General features: G+C 59.5%; 12 protein-coding genes. 8 read left to right on the top strand and 4 right to left on the bottom strand.

Annotated features, from left to right (window positions below):
• Nucleotides 1–106: 106 nt before the first annotated feature.
• Entirely contained in the window at nucleotides 107–1,534 is a 1,428-nt protein-coding gene (locus AC07RO_RS11875; RefSeq protein ID WP_495086104.1) for an FAD/NAD(P)-binding protein, read from the bottom strand.
• Nucleotides 1,535–1,610: 76 nt separating this feature from the next.
• The gene (rlmM, locus tag AC07RO_RS11870; RefSeq protein ID WP_495086103.1) at nucleotides 1,611–2,678 is read right to left on the bottom strand and encodes a 23S rRNA (cytidine(2498)-2'-O)-methyltransferase RlmM; all 1,068 of its coding nucleotides are present in this window, start codon (nucleotides 2,676–2,678) and stop codon (nucleotides 1,611–1,613) included.
• Between the two features lie 235 nt (nucleotides 2,679–2,913).
• Here rlmM and acnA point away from each other — a divergent pair, with 235 nt between their 5' ends.
• From acnA to AC07RO_RS11845, 5 genes are all read left to right on the top strand, one after another.
• Nucleotides 2,914–5,655: an aconitate hydratase AcnA gene (gene acnA / locus AC07RO_RS11865; protein WP_495086102.1), complete on the top strand. Its 2,742-nt coding sequence runs from the start codon at nucleotides 2,914–2,916 to the stop codon at nucleotides 5,653–5,655.
• Between the two features lie 467 nt (nucleotides 5,656–6,122).
• Nucleotides 6,123–6,914 carry a CPBP family intramembrane glutamic endopeptidase gene (locus tag AC07RO_RS11860; protein ID WP_495086101.1) on the top strand — a complete coding sequence of 264 codons (792 nt, stop codon included), beginning with the start codon at nucleotides 6,123–6,125 and terminating at the stop codon, nucleotides 6,912–6,914.
• Between the two features lie 103 nt (nucleotides 6,915–7,017).
• On the top strand, nucleotides 7,018–8,583 hold the full coding sequence (locus AC07RO_RS11855) for a methyl-accepting chemotaxis protein (RefSeq protein WP_495086100.1): 1,566 nt from the start codon (nucleotides 7,018–7,020) through the stop codon (nucleotides 8,581–8,583).
• 285 nt (nucleotides 8,584–8,868) lie between these two features.
• Entirely contained in the window at nucleotides 8,869–9,540 is a 672-nt protein-coding gene (locus tag AC07RO_RS11850; protein WP_495086099.1) for a hypothetical protein, read from the top strand.
• Nucleotides 9,541–9,961: 421 nt separating this feature from the next.
• The gene (locus AC07RO_RS11845) at nucleotides 9,962–10,627 is read left to right on the top strand and encodes a hypothetical protein (RefSeq protein ID WP_495086098.1); all 666 of its coding nucleotides are present in this window, start codon (nucleotides 9,962–9,964) and stop codon (nucleotides 10,625–10,627) included.
• A gap of 76 nt (nucleotides 10,628–10,703) precedes the next feature.
• Here AC07RO_RS11845 and AC07RO_RS11840 read toward each other — a convergent pair whose 3' ends face one another.
• Nucleotides 10,704–12,125 (bottom strand): autotransporter outer membrane beta-barrel domain-containing protein, encoded by a 1,422-nt coding sequence (locus AC07RO_RS11840; RefSeq protein WP_495086097.1) that lies wholly within the window; start codon nucleotides 12,123–12,125, stop codon nucleotides 10,704–10,706.
• A 1,058-nt stretch (nucleotides 12,126–13,183) separates the two neighbouring features.
• On the opposite strand from AC07RO_RS11840, the gene AC07RO_RS11835 reads away from it, so the two are divergent.
• The 3 genes from AC07RO_RS11835 (at nucleotide 13,184) to AC07RO_RS11825 (ending at nucleotide 17,875) form a co-directional block, all read left to right on the top strand.
• Nucleotides 13,184–15,241, top strand: a complete 2,058-nt coding sequence (locus AC07RO_RS11835; protein ID WP_495086096.1) for a hypothetical protein — start codon at nucleotides 13,184–13,186, stop codon at nucleotides 15,239–15,241.
• Between the two features lie 63 nt (nucleotides 15,242–15,304).
• Nucleotides 15,305–17,215, top strand: coding sequence for an immunoglobulin-like domain-containing protein (locus AC07RO_RS11830; protein ID WP_495086095.1), 1,911 nt, complete (start codon nucleotides 15,305–15,307; stop codon nucleotides 17,213–17,215).
• A gap of 162 nt (nucleotides 17,216–17,377) precedes the next feature.
• On the top strand, nucleotides 17,378–17,875 hold the full coding sequence (locus tag AC07RO_RS11825) for a hypothetical protein (protein ID WP_495086094.1): 498 nt from the start codon (nucleotides 17,378–17,380) through the stop codon (nucleotides 17,873–17,875).
• On the opposite strand, the gene AC07RO_RS11820 is transcribed toward AC07RO_RS11825, so the two are convergent.
• Nucleotides 17,850–18,539, bottom strand: coding sequence for an alpha/beta family hydrolase (locus AC07RO_RS11820; protein ID WP_495086093.1), 690 nt, complete (start codon nucleotides 18,537–18,539; stop codon nucleotides 17,850–17,852). The genes AC07RO_RS11825 and AC07RO_RS11820 overlap by 26 nt on opposite strands.
• Between the last annotated feature and the right edge of the window lie 793 nt (nucleotides 18,540–19,332).

Below are 19,332 nucleotides of genomic sequence, written 5' to 3'. Positions count from 1 at the left end.
AAGCGGGCGGTCTTACCGGGTCGATAACGGGCTTTCGGCTCGTTCGGAGCGTGCTTTAGGAGGGGTTGCGGAAATTGTGTCGTGGTCGACACAATTTCCTGCGGCTTCACGACGGTACGGTGCTCAACGCCGCCAATCGTGCCGCCAGCGCTTTGGCCTGCAACGCCACGTCGGTTACGGCGGTGCTTTCCCACCACAGACCACGCAAGGGCGGGCCCATGGCATAAAGCCGCGTTGAGGCACGCCCTTCGGCGTCCATGACCGCGCCCCCCGCATCGGCGGCAATCCCCAGCGCCAGCGGCCCCGGCTGAATCAGGCCGCGCGCCAGCAGATTGCGCGGGAGGGCACGGTCGACCCGGCGCCAGTCGTATTGAATGCCGGTCGAGTTAATCAGCGCTGCGCCGCTCTCTTTGCTGGCCGTGTCCTGGCCGCGATAGCGAACGCTGATGGAGACCTGTCCGGCCTCGGCGCCCTCAACGCTGAGCAACGAGGCGGCGTGGATGTGCAGGCGCCCTTCGTCGATCAGCCGGTCCAGCAAGTGCGCGCTGGGCGGCGGCGAGCGGTGGTGATGGCTTTCCCACCACGGACGGACATGGCGTACGAATTGGCGGCGCTGCAGGTCAGAGGCCTGACTCCACAGCCGTGGAATATGCACGCGCACGGTGTCGAGCGGCGCCTGCCAGTCGATGCCCTGCTCCGCCGCCTGCGCGCACTGCTCGCGCAAAACCCTGACCAGTTGCCGGGTACTGCGAATGTTCGGGTCGGCGGCGAGGAAGTCCGGCCACGTTGGCGGCTGACGGCGCACGTGGGGCAGCAGGCCGTGGCGGGAAAACACGTCGATGGGCCCACGGTGACCGGCTTGCTCAAGGGACACCACGGCGTCGACCATGGTCAGGCCCGAGCCGATGATCAGCACGCGGCCCTGGGGGTCGAGCTGGCCCATGGCGTTGACGTCCCACGGATCAACAGCGGCGGCATTAAGGGCGTTTGAATCGCGCTGGGGCGTGCGCGCGGCGGCGAACATGCCCGTCGCCAGTACGCCGAAGCGGCCGGTCAGGTGCTCACCGTTGGCGAGGGTCAGGCGTATGCCGGCTGCGTCAGTCTGCAGGTCGGTGACTTCGCCGCGCACGTGGTCGACGGTCGAACCGCAGCGCTCGCCGATCACCCGGGCCTCGTCCAGGCGCTGCTGAACGTACAGACCGAAGATCCCGCGCGGCGGAAACAGCTCGGCCACCGGCACGTGCTGCTGATCAGACTCCGGCCAGCCGCCGGCGGCGATGTAGTCGGTCAGCCAGCGGGTCAGATCGTCGATATCGTCCGGGTCGACGCTCATGCGCGCGGCGTTGCCATTCAGCGTGTGGCCCAGCTCGGTGGCGCTGTAGGCCTCACCCCGGCCCAACTCGCTGCGTGATTCGACGATGACGATGCGCCGTTGCCCCGGCAGGCGCAGCAGCTGCACCGCCAGCATCGTGCCGCTGAGGCCACCGCCGACGATGAGGATGTCGGCGTCAGGTCCATTGTGTGCAGCGCTCATTGCGTCTCCCCTTCTCTTCGCCCCGCAGGCGCGCACCGCTGATTATGGACAGCGTGGCAGCGGATTCAAGCCGACGTCAGCCCTTGCGTTTCATGTCCAGCCGCCGCAGATGGCAGGTCACTTCTTCGCGGTCGTGGTAAAGCTGCTTGCAACCAATCGAGACCTTGACGCCGCGCGCCTTGAAGCCGTCTTCGATGCGCTCCAGCAGGCGTCGCACTTCGGCGTAGCGCTGTTTCATCGGCAACTTCAGATTGACCACGGCCTCGCGGCACAGACCTTCGCCCAGCCAGGTTTCCAGCAGCGCGGCGTTGCGTGCGGGCTTCTCGACGATGTCGCAGACCATCCAGTCCACCGGCTGACGCGGCTTGAAGGTGAATCCGTCCGCCATCAAGTGCTGCACCAGCCCGGTGTCCATCAGGCTTTCGGCCATCGGTCCGTTATCGATGGCGGTGACCAGCATGCCGCGCCGCACCAGCTGATAGGTCCAGCCACCGGGTGCTGCACCGAGGTCGACGCCGGTCATGTCGCCCGACAGGCGCTCGTCCCACTGATCCCGGGGGATGAAGTGGTGCCAGGCCTCTTCGAGCTTGAGGGTGGAGCGGCTCGGCGCTTCCCGGGGAAATTTCAGGCGCGGAATGCCCATGGGCCACATCGCCGAGTTGTCCGCGTCAGCCAGCCCGAGGAACACTTCGCGCCCGCTTTTGAACGTCAGCAGCAAACGCGGCAGGCTCGGGTTGTCGACCAGTTTGCCAGCCTTCTCCAGCGCCTTGCGCAACGGCGCTTCGAACTTGCGGCAGAAGGTCGAAAGCTCCTTGCCGTCGTTGGTGTCGACCACTTCCAGCCACAGGCTGCCGCACGGCGCATACCCGGCCATGTGCTCGAGGATCACGCTGATGCGGTCGGTTTCGGGAAGCTGGACAAACACGCCACGGGCCCACTGCCGGGGAAAAATCAGCTCGCGGAACTTCAGGCTGTTCATCAGCCGCTCCGCGCCGTGGGCCTCGGTGCAGATGAATTCGGCAAAGGCGGCGTCGGTCTTGGCCTTGGCGTAGCCGGACACCTCAAGGCGGGCGGCGTGCTCGCTGAGTTCCGAGCAGACCTCGCTTTCGAAGCCGGGGCGGCAATGCATGAAAAGGGTGTTCACGGGACGGTCTCCTCGCGCGCCACGAATCAGGTCGCGGCGCAAGCTGTACATGAGGATTAACCTCAATGACTCGAAAGCGGCGCATGATAGCCGAATCAGGAACCACTGGCTCAGCCGGCGGGTCCAGTACTACTCAACGATCATTTGAAGGCGCCGCCCAGAGCGCCGAAGCAAGACCCGTCTTACCGTCGATCGCCCGTCCGCGCGTACTGCACGGACCGTCAAGGAGTCAGTCATGCCCTCCCTCGATAGCCTGAAAAGCCTCAAAACCCTCGAAGTCAGCAACAAGACCTACCACTACTTCAGCCTCCCGGATGCCGCGCGCACGCTGGGCGATCTCGACAAACTGCCGATGTCGCTCAAGGTGCTGCTGGAAAACCTGCTGCGCTGGGAAGACAACCACACGGTGACCGGCGACGACCTCAAGGCCCTCGCCGACTGGCTGGTCGAGCGCAAATCCCATCGGGAAATCCAGTACCGCCCCGCCCGCGTGCTGATGCAGGATTTCACCGGCGTGCCGGCGGTGGTTGACCTCGCCGCCATGCGCGCCGCCGTGGCCAAGGCCGGTGGCGATCCTCAGCGCATCAACCCGTTGTCGCCGGTGGATCTGGTCATCGATCACTCGGTCATGGTCGACCGCTTCGGCGACGACAAGGCCTTCGGCGAGAACGTCGACATCGAGATGCAGCGCAACGGTGAGCGTTACGCGTTCCTGCGCTGGGGCCAGAATGCGTTCGATAACTTCAGCGTGGTGCCGCCGGGCACCGGGATCTGCCACCAGGTCAACCTGGAATACCTCGGCCGCACCGTGTGGACCAAGGAAGAAGACGGCCGCACCTACGCCTTCCCGGATACGCTGGTCGGTACCGATTCCCACACCACAATGATCAACGGCCTCGGCGTACTGGGCTGGGGAGTTGGCGGTATCGAGGCGGAAGCGGCCATGCTCGGCCAACCGGTGTCGATGCTGATTCCGGAAGTCATCGGCTTCAAGCTCACCGGCAAACTGCGCGAAGGCATCACCGCCACTGACCTGGTGCTGACCGTGACGCAAATGCTGCGCAAGAAAGGCGTGGTCGGTAAGTTCGTCGAATTTTATGGCGATGGGCTCGCAGACTTGCCGCTGGCGGATCGGGCCACCATTGCCAACATGGCCCCGGAATACGGCGCGACGTGCGGGTTCTTCCCAGTCGACGACGTCACGCTGGATTACCTGCGCCTGTCGGGCCGTCCGGACGAAACGGTGCAATTGGTTGAGGCCTATTGCAAGGCCCAGGGCCTGTGGCGCCTGCCCGGTCAGGAACCGGCGTTCACCGATGCGCTGGAGTTGGACATGGGCTCTGTCGTGGCCAGCCTTGCGGGGCCAAAACGTCCGCAAGACCGCGTCGCCCTTCCCGATGTGTCCAAGGCCTTCAGCGACTTCCTGGGCCTGGCGGTCAGCCCGAGCAAACACGAAGAAGGCCGACTGGAAAGCGAAGGCGGCGGCGGTGTCGCGGTGGGCAACGCCGCGCAGGTGGGCGAGGCTGAGTATGAATATAACGGCCAGACCTATCGCCTGAGGAACGGCGCGGTGGTCATTGCGGCGATCACGTCCTGCACCAACACCTCCAACCCCAGCGTGATGATGGCGGCAGGGCTGCTGGCGAAAAAAGCCGTGGAGAAAGGCCTGCAGCGCAAACCGTGGGTGAAGAGTTCGCTGGCGCCGGGCTCGAAGGTGGTGACCGACTACTACAACGCGGCTGGTCTCACCCACTATCTCGATCAGTTGGGCTTCGACCTGGTGGGCTATGGCTGCACCACCTGCATCGGCAACTCGGGGCCGCTTCCTGACCCGATCGAAAAGGCCATTCAGCAGTCGGACCTGACCGTTGCGTCGGTGCTGTCGGGCAACCGCAATTTCGAAGGCCGCGTGCACCCGCTGGTGAAAACCAACTGGCTGGCCTCGCCGCCGCTGGTGGTCGCTTACGCCTTGGCCGGCACCGTGCGCACCGACCTGAGCAGCGAACCCCTGGGCGAAGGCAGCGACGGCCAGCCGGTGTACCTGCGCGATATCTGGCCAACCCAGCAGGAAATCGCCGAGGCGGTCTTGAACGTCAGCACCAGCATGTTTCACAAGGAATACGCCGAGGTGTTTGCCGGTGACGAGCAGTGGCAGGCCATTGAGGTGCCCGAGGCGGCGACCTACGTCTGGCAGCCGGACTCGACGTACATTCAGCACCCGCCGTTTTTCGAGGACGTCGCCGGCCCGCTGCCAGTCATCGCCGACGTGCAGCAGGCTCGCGTGCTGGCGGTGCTGGGCGACTCGGTGACCACCGACCACATCTCCCCCGCGGGCAACATCAAACTCGACAGCCCGGCCGGGCGTTATCTGCGCAGCAAGGGCGTGGAATACAAGGACTTCAACTCCTACGGCTCGCGGCGCGGCAACCATGAAGTGATGATGCGCGGCACCTTCGCCAACATCCGCATTCGCAACGAAATGCTCGGCGGTGAAGAAGGCGGCTACACGCTGCACGTGCCCACCGACGAGAAGCTGCCGATCTATGACGCGGCCATGCGTTATCAGGAAGAAGGCACGCCGCTGGTGGTCATTGCCGGTCAGGAATACGGCACGGGCTCCAGTCGCGACTGGGCGGCGAAAGGCACGAATCTGCTGGGCGTCAAGGCAGTCATCGCCGAGAGCTTCGAGCGCATTCACCGGTCCAATCTGGTCGGCATGGGTGTCCTGCCGCTGCAGTTCAAGGCAGGCGAAAGCCGCAAAACCCTGGGCCTGACCGGCAAGGAAGTGCTGAACATCACCGGGCTCACCGGCGCCACGCTGCAACCGGGCATGAGCCTGGCGGTGCAGATCACCCGGGAGGACGGGCAGCAGGAAAACATCAACGTGCTGTGCCGGATCGATACCCTGAATGAAGTGGAGTACTTCAAGGCGGGAGGGATTCTGCATTACGTGCTGCGGCAGTTGATTGCGTCCTGAACCTCATCCCGGCTGAAGCCGGTCTCGCTGTCAGTGGGACCGGCTTTAGCCGGGAAGGCGTCAGATGCCACAACGCAATATCAATGGTGCTCAAACCGGCCTCTTCCCGGCTGAAGCCGGTCCTACGGGCACATCGCGTGCTGTTAGTGGGACCGGCTTTAGCCGGGAAGGCGTTGTCTGCCTCTCCCAAAATCTTATGGTGTTCACACTGGCCTCTTCCCGGCTGAAGCCGGTCCTACGGGCACACCGCGCGCTTTTAGTGGGACCGGCTTTAGCCGGGAAGGCGTCGTCTGCCTCACCGCAAATTGCCAGCGTCTAACCCAAATCCCTTGTTATCAGAAACGCCCTACACGACCTTCGCCCTGCATCCACGAAACAATCGGACCCGCTCCCCGTTGATCCGACATACACACGCGTTTAATCAACGTTAAAATCGCCAGCCTATTCCGACACCCAAGGACGACTTCATGTCGGTGCAACGCTGGACTTCCCTCCTCCTGCTCTCTCTCGGCTACTGCCTGGCGCTGCTTTACGGCCAGCTCAGCGTTCCCGTGGTCATCACGTTCGGACTGCTGATCATGGCCGGCATCTGCGTCAGCCATTTCCAGCACCGCGCCGTGCGCCTCTTCGGCCACGCCCTGTTTATTGCCATGGCAGCGGGGCTGGCCAGTCACTGGCTGCCCGGTTTCCTCAGCGCAAGGGCGATTGCCGGCGTGCGCCTCAGCCCCGAGGCCGCGCCGTATTCGATGTACCTGAATCTCGACAAGCCCCTTATCGGCTTCTGGATCGCCATCGCCTGCCCCTGGGTGTTTATCGCATTCAGTCCCCGACGCTGGCTGGGCGTCACCAGCATCGCCTTGCCCGTCACCGCCGCAGCGTGTCTATCAACGGCGCTGCTGATGGGCCTCGTCGGCTGGTCGCCTAAGTGGCCCGAGCAAACGGGCATCTGGGCGCTGAACAACCTGCTATTGGTCGCGCTGACCGAGGAACTGCTCTTTCGCGGTTACCTGCAAGGCAGCCTGAAAAGATGGCTGCAACACTTGCCCTGCCACGACGCCCTGGCCATCGGGACAGCCTCGCTGCTGTTCGGTCTTGCGCACATCGGTGCTGGCTGGGAATGGGCGCTTCTGGCGGGCCTCGCAGGTGTGGGTTATGGCGTTGCCTATCGACTGGGCGGCCTGCCCGCTGCCGTGCTCACCCACTTCGGCCTGAACCTGCTGCATTTCAGCCTGTTCACCTATGCGATGTTCGATCGCTGAAGCGACCGCCCGCGACACCCAACCTATGACGCAGTTCACAAAAGCTTAATTTTTTTCGCTTCGGGCCGATAACTCTTCACAGCCTTCCTGGATCGAATAGCTCATGCGAAATAACCAGCCCATCACTCAACGCGAACGGACCTTCCCGGCGCAGCAACGGTTGATCTCCACCACCGATGCGCGCGGCGTCATCACCTATTGCAACGACGCCTTCATTGAAATCAGCGGTTTTTCCCAAGATGAATTGATCAAGTCGCCGCACAACACCGTGCGCCATCCGGACGTGCCGACGGCGGTATTCGAACACATGTGGGCCACCCTCAAGCAGGGCCAGCCGTGGATGGGGATCGTCAAGAACCGCTGCAAGAACGGCGACCACTATTGGGTCAACGCTTACGTCACGCCGGTCTTCGAGAACAAACAGGTTGTGGGCTTCGAGTCCGTGCGCATCAAGCCGACCGCTGAACAGGTGCGTCGGGCCGAAGCGCTCTACAAACGCCTGAACAGCGGCAAAAGTGCGGTGCCAAGTCGTGACAAGTGGCTGCCGCTGTTGCAGGACTGGCTGCCGTTCATCCTGGTGAGCCAGGTGAGCTTTTTGATTGGCGTGTGGCTGAATTCCCATTGGGGCTTCCTGCTCGCCGCCGCAGTGTCCGTACCGCTTGGCCTGCTGGGGTTGAGCTGGCAACAGCGTGGCCTCAAGCGCCTGCTGCGTCTGGCCGAGCAAACCACCTCCGACCCGTTGATCGCGCAGATGTACACCGACAGTCGCGGCGCACAGGCGCGGCTGGAGATGTCGATCCTCAGCCAGGAAGCGCGTCTCAAGACCTGCCTCACCCGCCTGCAGGACACCGCCGAACACCTCAACGACCAGGCCCGTCAGTCCGACACCCTCGCGCAGGCCAGCTCCACCGGCCTGGAACGTCAGCGCGTCGAAACCGAACAGGTCGCCACCGCTGTCAACCAGATGGCCGCGACCACCCAGGAAGTGGCCAATCACGTGCAGCGCACCGCTGACGCCACGCAACAGGCCAACGAACTGACCCGTCGCGGCCGCGAGATCGCCAGCGACACCCGCGAAGCCATCCAGCGTCTCTCGGCTTCGGTGGGCGAAACCGGCCTGACCGTGACTCAGCTCGCGAAAGACAGCGACGAGATCGGTGGCGTTGTCGATGTCATCAAAGGCATCGCCGACCAGACCAACCTGTTGGCCCTTAACGCCGCCATCGAAGCTGCCCGCGCGGGCGAAATGGGTCGCGGCTTTGCTGTCGTCGCCGATGAAGTCCGCCAACTGGCGCAACGCACCACCGAGTCGACCGGCCAGATCCACGCCCTCATCGCCCAGCTGCAACAGACGGCTACCAACGCGGTTCAGACCATGAACACAGGCCGGCGCCAGGCCGAAGAAGGCGTCGAGCAGGTCATGGAAGCCGACAGGGCGTTGGTAGGCATCAGCGACGCAGTGGCCAACATTACCGACATGACCACGCAGATCGCCGCCGCCACCGAAGAGCAAAGCTCGGTGGCAGAAGAGGTCAGCCGCAACATCAGCACCATCGCGCACCTGGCGGACCAGACCTCCGACGAAGCCCGTCGCTCTGCCACGCTCAGTGCCGAACTGACCCAAACTGCTCACACGCAATACTCCTTGGTGGAGCGCTTCAACCGCTGAGTGATTGGTGGGTTATGCGAAGGCCCCGGCAGATTGTCTGCCGGGGCCTTTTTGTTTGTGTTGGGGTTTAAGTAGGACATTTCTGAAAATCATTTGGGGAAGCTTTTTTTGGTTTGGAGCAGGGGTTTGGCTGTTGACAGGATTTGTCGACCTCTATTAGTTGATTATTGAAAGACGATAAATAGATACCACCACGGGTGGAGTATTTGTTGATCTGGATAATTAATTTAATGTGCACTCTTTCTGCGGATGGAAGTGGAGGGGTGTGCTTGATGGAGTTTTGTTATGACTGAAGCGATTTTGAAATACCCAATCCCTCTGCCTCCCCCAATTGTGCCTATGGCTCACCCTGAAGACGGTCTGCTCTACATCTCGGCGCTCGAGAACCCGCTCCCGGTTGAAGTGCAAGTGTGGGAAGCAGCCGAACCTGGATATTACTTTCAGTTGGTGCTGGATGATGTACCTCTCGGCGACATTCGAGTAATCACAACAGACGATCGGGCGGGAGATATGATTACGGTTTTCCTTGATGAAGCCTTGCTCGATCATGAGGGCACTTACGCGCTGGGCTACAAAACAACCAGCCCCAATACGCAAGTATCTGATTACTCCCCGACAATTAGATTAATAGTCGACCGTACCAAACCCGGCGCCACCCTCCTCGCTCCCCTCATCTTCCCCACCGCCACCTTCGGCGATCAACTCATTGGCCTCCTCCCTGGCTACGCCGGCATGGAACCGGGCGATGTCATCCAGACATTACTCAACGGCGTTGAAGGCCCGTCCCATCTGGTCGAGACGGATGAGCTCACCCTCCGGCCCGTCGAAATCGCTTTCAGCCGCGAAGACCTGCTAACCCATGCAGCCGAAACCGTGTCCATCGAGTACGTCGTTACCGACCGGGCCGGGAATGCATCCATCACCAGCCTGCCGACCCTGGTTTCACTTAAATTGTAACCAGCTTTCCCGCTATTCAACTGAATACCAAAAGGAACCACCTCCACGCTAATGCGTGGAGGTTTTGTCAACAAAATTGCCAGCAAAAAATAATTTAAATTATTTTTTGGCATCTCGATTCCACAGAACCTACATCTCCGTAGGAAGCGTCTGATGGACTATCAAAATTTTATAGACTACGCGCGATACATAATTATTTAAATCGCTGAAAAACACCGTGAAAAGCGCCGAATTCACATATCAAAAATATATTCAACCACGAATTTTTTTCGGAGAAGCCATGCAATCCCATGCACTTCGCTTGTTTGACAGTCCTATTTTTCGAATCGATCATAGGCATGTGCAGCGCCGCAGTCCTACAAGCAAGCGCCAACACCCAATCCTGTAATCCTCGCACTAGCGATCTGATCAAGGAGTTCCAATGGAAGATGAAACGGATATCCAGCCGCCTCACTGTTCACAGCCCAATGAGTCCGATAACGATAACAAGGTAACACTGCCTAACCCGAGAACGACCCGCAGGAAGAAAGGCAAATCACCCGACAAGAGTTCAATTCCGCTCTACGAAGATCTGCAGGCAATACCGCCCGCGGGCAAGAGTGCGGCTGAACAGGCGTTGGTCTACGCCGGCCAGCTTCAGAATGCCCCGGGATTTCCCTGGCATCACGAGATGAAGCACCCGCCTCCGGCGCCGGTATTCGAAGCGCCTTTCATCACCGGTGCCGACCCCGAAGGCCCGACCGACGCACAGCTGCACGTGGGCATCTACATCAATATCCCGCGCTCACCGAAGCTGTGGTTCGGGGATCACCTGAAGCTGCGCTGGGGCCACAACACCTTCTACACCACCATTGGCAAGGTAGAAGGCCGCAAAGGCCCTCGCCTGGTTCAGTACCTCAACAATGAAACCTTGGCGGACTACGAAAGCGGATGCGTCGAGGTCCGCTATGAAGTGGTACGGCGCGCCAAGCTCGTCGGCATTTCGGAAACGCTGACCGTCAACTTGCCGCGCCTGAGGAAGCGACGCGGCAAAGGCTCGCCTTCGGGCCGTCCACCGCGACGGCGCCGGATGCAGCCAAAACCCTAAGCCCACGTAAAAAAGCCCCGACTGCATCGCTGCAGCCGGGGCTTCAAAACCGCGTTTCAACTAGCTGACGCGCGCGTCAGAACGCCAGACGCACGCCCACGTTCGCACCCCAAGGCTGCTCGACATGCTCACCCTTCATGTAATCGAAATCAGCGTGCACCTGAAGTCGCTCGGACAGCGACACCGAAACGCCGGCGCCCAGTTCCGCCCGGGAGCCAAACAGATCGTTGTCGAAACGCTGACCGTTCACGCTGACGTCATTACTGCGGGAGAACTCGTGGGCCCAAGCCACCCGTGCGTACGGTTTGACAACGCCGCCGTCCTTCAGGGCGAAGCTGCGTCCCACGGTACTGCCGACTTTACCCAGCACCGACTGCGTCTGGGTGGTTCTGGCCTGCATGCCGTTGTCCAGCGTGTAACTGCTGCCATCGATCCAGACGCTGGACACCTGCGCAAAAGGCTCCACGAAATACTCATCGGCCAGCTTTATATGCTTGCCGACTTCCAGCGATCCGCCCAACGCCTTGCTGCTGTAATCGCCCTTGGCCTTGGTGCCATCGCTCATCGCCACCTTCGACTCGTTATGGAACTGGTTGAGTTTCAGCACGCCGTCCAGGTAATAACCGCCCTCCGACAACCACGTGCCATACGCGCCCATGTAGTAGCTGTCGACCTGGCCCGAAGTGCCTCGGCCGATGTCCAGATCCGACTTGCTGTAACCCCCCATCAAACCGAGCAACAGCTGACCGTTGCCCACCGGCACCGGCGCATCCGCACCGAAAGACAGCCCCTGCTGCTTCTGGCTGTAGTCAACGCCGGAATCCAGCGCCGCATTGAAGCGACTGCCATACGTCCGCATCCAGCCGCCGCCCTGCTCCTGGCCACGCACTTCACCCATGCGACTGCGCAACGTCGTCAACTCGCTGTTCCACACTGTCGGTGCTGTGTTGAACAACGCCAGCGCACTTTTCGTGGACGGGCTGATCTCCTTGCCGGACCCGACGATGAACCAGTCCGTCCCCTGTCGCTCAAGCTCGTAGGAATACACCCCAAGATCCGCCCGACCGCCCACCAGCCCGAACTCGGCATCCCCGCTTTCGGTGTGGACCACCCGCAGCGGGTCGAACTCGGCAGGGACGGCTTCGGTGCCGGTCTTCTGAACACGCAGACGATGCCTGCCCGAGGCTTCCCCATTCACGCTGAGCAAATCACCGGTGCCGTCGTCCAGGTTGATACGCATATCGAACAGCCCAGAGCCGGACAGCTTGCCCAGCGAAAGCGAATGAAAGCCGTCTCCGGTGAAACCAACGCTGCCGCCGTCCATCGCAAGCGAGTTAACGCTGTTATCCGCCGCAAGCTGCCAGCGGCCACTGGAATCGATGGTCACGGAATTGCCATTGACGATATTCCCGTTCAACTGCCCGTGATTGCGCAGCACCACATTGAGGGTGCTGGTGTCGTCGGCGACGAAATCACCGGAGAGGGTGCTGTTGATCACTTTGACGTTCGCGGTGCTTTCTGACTGGACACTAATGAGTAATCCCGAATCTGACTCAAGGCTGGATCCATCGCGAATTATTATGTCCGCTGTCGTTTGTTGAGCCCTGCTGGAAAGCCTATCAACCACTACCGCGGCCCCAGTCCCAGCGCTTATTGAGGAATTAGTAATATCCAGACGGTTTTCCTGCGTGGTTATGTTAGATGCACCGTTAACTATGTAGATGCCGTTAACTTCACCAATGATGCTGCTGTTATCCGTAACATGTGCGACACCGCCGCTAAGACGCATACCTCCGGCCTTAGGCGCACCATCAGTACTCACGCCCTTTACGACTGAATTGGCGAGCCAAATCTCCCCGGTTGCGCCGACACCCAGTCCGTAAAAACTCCCAGTGATAGAGCTATTATTAACATGAGCTTGAGAGCGCGTGATCAGATCGGTTTCAGTAAGCAAAAGTTGTAAACCCAGCCCTTGTGCATTCTCAACCGTTGTGCCGTCTAGTTTCAGGTCTCCAGAGCTTACAGCAATCCCGTTCTTGACTAATCCAGCATGAACACTAACCTCCGAATGACTCATAGCGATGGAGTTAACGACTCCGCCTTCCAAGACATTTAATACCCCACCGTTCGTCACCAAATAACTCTGAGAGGGCGCCGAAGAACCCACGCTAACAATAGTGTCGTCGACTGGCACGAAGGATTCGTCGGATTTCTTGGGCTTTGGGAGGTCATAACTTTCGACATCCGCGAATTTGGTGAGCTCAAGCGCCTTAGGCAAATAACTAACTTGTTCAGCCCAAAGCGCTGGCGAAATCACGCCCATCGCCAACGCTAAAATATTTGGCTTAGCTCCCAATAGCAAAACTTCCCTGAGTGACGACACATCGCCTCCGATATCTGTACATGGAAAGCGACGAGTATGGGCGCGCTACCGACAACTAGGGAAATTGGCCAAAAAATATTGAGTAGGAAATATCCGAAAAGTACGAAGTCCGCGGACTACATCCCCGGCTCTGAAACGCTAGCAAAACCGAAGATTCGCGACCTGAAAAGCGCATGACTTTATTACGACATACAAATATTCATCTTACACCGGCCTGGCTTTCCTACAAAAACGAGGTTTTTGCTTCGTTGACAGGCCCGAGAAAAAGCTATTATTTAAATCAGGAATTGGCACTCCACCACTTCATAAAGATCCTGTCGGACGCACCCCAGTCCGAACAAAAAAAACGAACTCAAGGAATCAACATGTCCAACATTAAAACAGCACCGACCATCATCCACCCTCGTACCAGTCGAGAGCCGCTGCCATTAAAAGCACCCGACGTCGCAGTAGCATTTCACGACGCCGACAATCTCGGGTTGATTCCCGTGACGAACCTGAATGCGCCTGTAATTGTCGACCTCGAAGTGTGGGAGGCCGCCGAACCAGGATATACCTATCAATTAACATGGAACGGAACTCCGTCCGGACCGGAAAAGGTCATTCAGGCAAGTGAGAAACCGGGCGATCCCCTTACCCTCGAGATACCCGTCGACTTTCTCAAAGAGGGCGTCCATCGACTGACGTACCGGACCTACAGTCCTGCAGCCGACTCAGAAAATTTTTCCGACGAGTTTCCGATAGTTATCGACCGTACAGCTCCTGGCATGCCTCAGCTCGCCGCGATCCAGTTCCCTGTGGAAGTTCAGAATGGCCTGACGGCCGTTGAGTTGACCCAGTTGGGCAATAAGCTTGAGGTTCAGGTTGCTGGGTACACTGGCATGGCGAAGCATGACGTCATCCATACGTACTGGGGTGAGGTCGCCGGTCCGATAGCTGTCGTAGACCAAAATGACATGGGCCTCAACAAAGTTGTGTTCGACTTCGAGCGGGACTTTCTTGAATCAATTACATCCGGAAGCCACGATGTAATTTATCGGGTCGTAGACAGGGCGGGCAACATTTCTGAGGAGTCGCTTGCGGTAAACGTGTTGCTGTTGCTTGAGGAGATTCCGGAAAACTACCCTGCCCCTCTACTTGACCCTGGTATCGGATCATTGATCGACTACATGGAAGCCAAACCCGGAGTACAAGTTGATATTCCACATTACCCAGCGGCGGCAGCGTTTGATCAAATTACACTGCACTGGGGTGAGGATTATCCGATGCTTCCGGTCCAAATCCCCCCCGGCAACGAAAGCGAAGATATTGTGCTTTCCCTAAAGGTTCCTTACGAAACCTTAGCGGTGGCGCCGATAGGCAATGTTTCGATCAGCTACACCGTCACTCGACAAAATCAATTAAATGGTACTTCTCTGCCTACTGCCGTAGACGTGTATCTGACCTTGCCAGTACCTGAACCCTCAGAGGCGCCAATTATTCAGGGGACCAGCCTTGCAAGTCCAAACAAGGACGATAATTTCATTGATGAGGAAGATTACGAATACAACAGCAGGGCGATCATCCGCTGGACCGATTCATTCAAAGTGAATGATGACATCCATCTTTTTTGGGGAGATCAGCAGCGACTGCAATGGTACCAAATTAAAGAAGAAGATCTGATTGCGGCCTCGGATCTCGTTATTCCAGTCGCCAACTCGATTATGAAAGCGCAGGGCACCGGAGCCGAAATCCCGGTCCGTTACGCCGTAGCTCGACAGGGCAACCCTAACTTGACCCTATCCCCAAATCAGCGGGTTACCGTCCGCTCAAAAGAAAATCTTCCAGGTGGTCCCGAAGGCATCGAAGGCCCGACATTTAAGTTGAACCCGGCTGGCTATATCTCTCAGAGCGTAGCGCCTGACGGTACTGATGGGTACGTTGTGCCTTACGCTAATATCGCAGAGAATCAAAAGTTGTTTTTTACCTTCAGAGGTTTTGATAGAGAAAACAATCCGATCGATTCCGCCACCTACACCGCAAGTCGTGAGCTCGATGATCAAGACATTCTAAACGGGTACAGCTTTCGAGTTCCGTACAATATCTTGAGAACCATTTGCCGCGGATTTTGTGAAGCCTATATCAGGGTTGATCCAGCCCCCGATAGTAACCAAAGCTCAGTCACATCTAAGACCACTCGCGTACCTGTCGAGATGCGCGAGTCAAACGAAGCAGTCTGTTCAATTAACTAATCGAATTAGCGGACAGGACCGGTTCAACCGGACCTGTATGCCTATCATCAAGAGGTAATATCAATGACATCGCAGCAACTCACCCGTGCAACCGCTCCCGTTCTGCTAGCGCTGCCAACTATTCCAGCAGCGCTTGCGGAAGGATTAATCCCTAACGATGCGTTGAGCGCGCCGATTACTGTCAACTTTCCGGTTTGGCAGGCAGCTGAGCCGCAATACACTTATCAGCTTGTATTTGATGGGGAGCGCGTCTTGCCAGAAAAGGAAATTCTACCGACTGACAAGCCCGGCGACTTGCTGACCGTACACATCCCTGTTTCGCTTCTCTCAGAGGGCACTCACGCCGTCTCTTACCGAGTCTATAGCCCGTTCAGCGATTCAGAAGTTTTCTCCGGCACAACCCCAATCCAAATCGACCGAACCGCCCCAGGCGCACCGCAACTCGGCCCCATCATTTTCCCCGACGTTATCCAGAACGGCCTCACCTCCTCCGAACTGGAAGGCCTCAACAACGTCCTTCCCGGCAAGATCGCGGGCTACAGCGGCATGGCCGCAGGGGACGAAATCCGCACCTACTGGGGTCCGATGGAAGGTCCGATGACGCTCGTTGATGCCAACGACATGGGCCTGAACCGGGTGATGGTGGACTTCACGCGTCCGTTCATGGAACTGTCGGACTGCCAGACTTCTCCGGTCACCTACACCGTGACCGACCGTGCGGGCAATGTGTCGATGGTCTCTGATCCGGTGATGATCCAGCTTGACCTGGGCATGCGCCGACCTCTGCCGGCACCGGTGATCCGCGAAGCCAAGGGTCAGGTTCTGGACCCCGCCGATGCGGCGAATGGCGCCACCTTGGTGATCGATGCCACGGCTGATCTGCGCGAGGGCGAAACGGTCGTTGCTCAGTGGAACGGTCCGAAGGGCAACGATCGCCAGGAGAAGATTATTTCGGCCGCCGAAGCCGGTCAGGTGCTGGCCCTGGTGTTCCCTAACAGTGTAGTCACGGTCAATGACGGGCAAAATATCGAGGTGGCCTACACCGTGACGCGCGGCAGCGGCATCGTGCAGGAGTCGGCCAAACTTGCGCTGAAGATCATGAGCGCCGCGCTGGAACTGCCCGCGCCAACCGTCGACACAGTCGGCCCGGACGGCATTCTGCGTCCTTCACTGATTACCGGCTGGGAAGCGATCGTGCGTGTCAGTTATCGCGGGATGGACCCTCGGGATCTGGTGCGAGTGCGATGGGTTGGTGCACGTACGTTTGAAACCATGATGATGAACGTCGGTGGCATGACCGAACTGGTTTTCGGCGTGCCCAAAATGCTGATCGAGATGAGCATCGGCAGCACCGCGACGCTGACCTACATCGTGACGCGCAATGGCATCGACATGGAGTCTGTGCCGCTTCAGCTGTCGGTGCGCGAGGGCATGATGTTCGACACATCACCGGTTACCCTGGCCGGTAAAATTTACCTGCTACCCGCCCACCCTGCGTTGCTCCCGACCTTTCCAACGGGCACCACGGTCCATCGCATCGCCAGCGGCGGTCGCCCTCCTTATACCTATTTGACCAGCGATGCGAAGGTGGCCGTCGCAGCAGCTTCCGGCTGGACGTCGGTGCGCGGCAACGGCGTGGCAACCATCACGGTCACCGATTCAGCGGGCGAACAGCAGAGTTACGACGTAACCGTCACCGGCGTCATCGAATGCCACGGCGTGGGCTCCGGCAACTACACCCAGATCTCCAACGCCGCCAACCGCATCGGCGCGCGCATCCCGAGCATCCACGAGTTGATCGAGATCTATAACGCCTACGGCAACCGCTGGCCGATGGGCAATGCCAAATATTGGTCCTCCACCGTCGCCAAAAACGTGCTCGGCGCGAAGTGGTATTACGTGAAGAACCTCAACACCGGCAAGGACTACAAACTGCTCCACATCAATTCCAGCCTGGGCGTTGCTATTCGCTAATCCGCTAATCCGCTGATTCGCGAATCAGCCACTCACGCGCGTCAGCACGCTTCAGACACCTAAGCAGCACCCCCTTTCAAAGACGTCGTCGCAACCCGACGGCGTCTTACACGTGCAGCGCCCACGCCGCCCTTAAAATCCACTCAAGGAAACCTCAGAAAAATGCCCGCAAAACCTCCTCTTCAACGCCCGCAGGCACCGGCGGCGCGCGGCACGTTCAGCGCAATAGTCAACGGCCACCCCTTCATCACCCACCGCCTGAGCGCCATAGCGTGCCTGCGTCCGGGTCGGTCGGATCCGCTCACCTGCCGAATCTGGAAGATCCTCGCCACCGGCACGGTACGCCGGCACCGCACCATGATCGGCCTGTTCATTGACCAGACAGTGCAACCCGGCAGCTACAACTTGCTGCGCAACGAACAGATCACCGTCATCTACCACCTGACGCCCACGCGGATGGCGAAGATTTATCACTCCCGCGATCTGCAGCAAGGCAACCTGACGCTGGTGGGCTGCGATGCCACTTCAGGACTGCTGCACGGCAACTTCGAGTTTGCGGTCCCGACCAAGGACTTTCACGTGACCGACGGCCTGTTCGACCTGGTCTGCGACCTGAACGCCGAGGAACATCCCGCTATCCGATCAACCGACGCGCCATAAGCTCGGCGATTTCCTGCATGCACGCCTCGACACTGAGCCCCGATGATTTCAACGGCTTGAGGTCATGGTTGGCCGTCGGCACCCAATGCACCTCGATGACTTTCGACAGCTCATACCCTTCAACCACCTCTCGGTTGCCCAACGCATCGCGTTCGCCCTGCACGATCAGCGTCGGCGTCCGCAGTCCCGCCAGGTGCGCGACCCGCGGTTTCTCGGGTTTTCCCGCCGCGTAGAACGGATAGCCCAGACAGAACAACCCATCGGCTTCGACTTCGTCAGCGATGACGCTGGCCATGCGTCCGCCCATGGATTTGCCCCCGATCGCCACTCGCCCGCTCACACCCCCACGCACGGCGGCGTGCACCCCATGCCAGCACTCCAGCAACTTCGGTTGGGGATTGGGCGGTCGTCTGCGCCCGTCGATTCGGCGCTGGGCCATGTAGGGGAATTCAAAACGCAGCACGCCAACACCCAAGGCCGCCAGGCGCGTGGCGATGTCGTTCATGAAGTCGCTGTCCATCGGGGCGCCCGCGCCGTGGGCGAGAATCAGCGTCGATGGCGCGTCCGCTGCCTGGCCGGTCGGCGCATCCCAGATCCAGCCGTGTTCTTGCGCCAACTGGGCGCAGTGATCCGCCGTTCGCTTCGCCGCGTGTTGTTTGCTCATGCAGGTCTCTTTTACCAAAACATCGACCACCCGCCGACTGAGGCGAGCACCACGGCCGGCATTATGCAGCAACGTCGGCGTGCCATGAGCCTGCCCGCCGTTTGCCCTGCTCCGACAGCAAGGGTTCAGCTCCCGGGCGTTAGTCTGGCCCGGCACTTCGGCAACGAGCACCGAATCCTGAGCGCCCCAACCTGCACACAACCGGGCGGTTTCATCGACGGAATATGCTTTTTGTCCGCTCCGGACGATCACCCGTGACGATCGCCGGCCTTTCTGCCAGCTCGGGCCAAATATTTTTTGGGCAGATAAAAGTGCCAATGTCAGCGGCTTTTTGTATACAACTTTGCAGTCGAAATGCTCTCTCGATGCACAGGAACGGCAGGCAGAGAAGCGTTTCAGCTATCTCCGGAAATGGTTGATCGCCGCGTCCCGCCAAGGACGCGGCAACTTTCCGTCGAGCGCGGCCAAGTGTCGCAGGCGCTGTTCCAAAGCCTTCCCTCCGCGATCATTCGCGTCTAAGCTGTGTCCGCACAGTGGACCGGCGACAGCTAGCCACAGGCCCAGCAACAAGATTGTGCCCGGCAACGCAGCCCTCTTGCAGACAAGCAGCCCCAGCGCTGTTTTCACCCGCAGGGTTGTATCCAATCCCTCCCACTCACGCGCGCGATCCAGCTCGACCTGTCTTCCTTCCCTCAGGCCACTCAGTCAGAACCCAATTGCGCTTCGGCAAACGGGCCTCTGCGTGCACCGCGTCCCTCGCTTCCGTCGATCCCCAGCCACGCCACTGCGTGAT

It is taken from the genome of Pseudomonas sp. GW821-FHT07F05 (assembly GCF_059418765.1).
Note: the sequence above shows the minus strand (reverse complement) of the source record. Positions and strands in the feature narration are given on the sequence as shown.

Bases quoted from the DNA above. Each gene is read 5' to 3' on its own strand.
- AC07RO_RS11875 (WP_495086104.1), bottom strand. From the start codon at position 1,534: ATGAGCGCTGCACACAATGGACCTGACGCCGACATCCTCATCGTCGGC.
- acnA (WP_495086102.1), top strand. From the start codon at position 2,914: ATGCCCTCCCTCGATAGCCTGAAAAGCCTCAAAACCCTCGAAGTCAGC.
- AC07RO_RS11860 (WP_495086101.1), top strand. From the start codon at position 6,123: ATGTCGGTGCAACGCTGGACTTCCCTCCTCCTGCTCTCTCTCGGCTAC.
- AC07RO_RS11855 (WP_495086100.1), top strand. From the start codon at position 7,018: ATGCGAAATAACCAGCCCATCACTCAACGCGAACGGACCTTCCCGGCG.
- AC07RO_RS11850 (WP_495086099.1), top strand. From the start codon at position 8,869: ATGACTGAAGCGATTTTGAAATACCCAATCCCTCTGCCTCCCCCAATT.
- AC07RO_RS11845 (WP_495086098.1), top strand. From the start codon at position 9,962: ATGGAAGATGAAACGGATATCCAGCCGCCTCACTGTTCACAGCCCAAT.
- AC07RO_RS11835 (WP_495086096.1), top strand. From the start codon at position 13,184: ATGACTTTATTACGACATACAAATATTCATCTTACACCGGCCTGGCTT.
- AC07RO_RS11830 (WP_495086095.1), top strand. From the start codon at position 15,305: ATGACATCGCAGCAACTCACCCGTGCAACCGCTCCCGTTCTGCTAGCG.
- AC07RO_RS11825 (WP_495086094.1), top strand. From the start codon at position 17,378: ATGCCCGCAAAACCTCCTCTTCAACGCCCGCAGGCACCGGCGGCGCGC.
- AC07RO_RS11820 (WP_495086093.1), bottom strand. From the start codon at position 18,539: ATGAGCAAACAACACGCGGCGAAGCGAACGGCGGATCACTGCGCCCAG.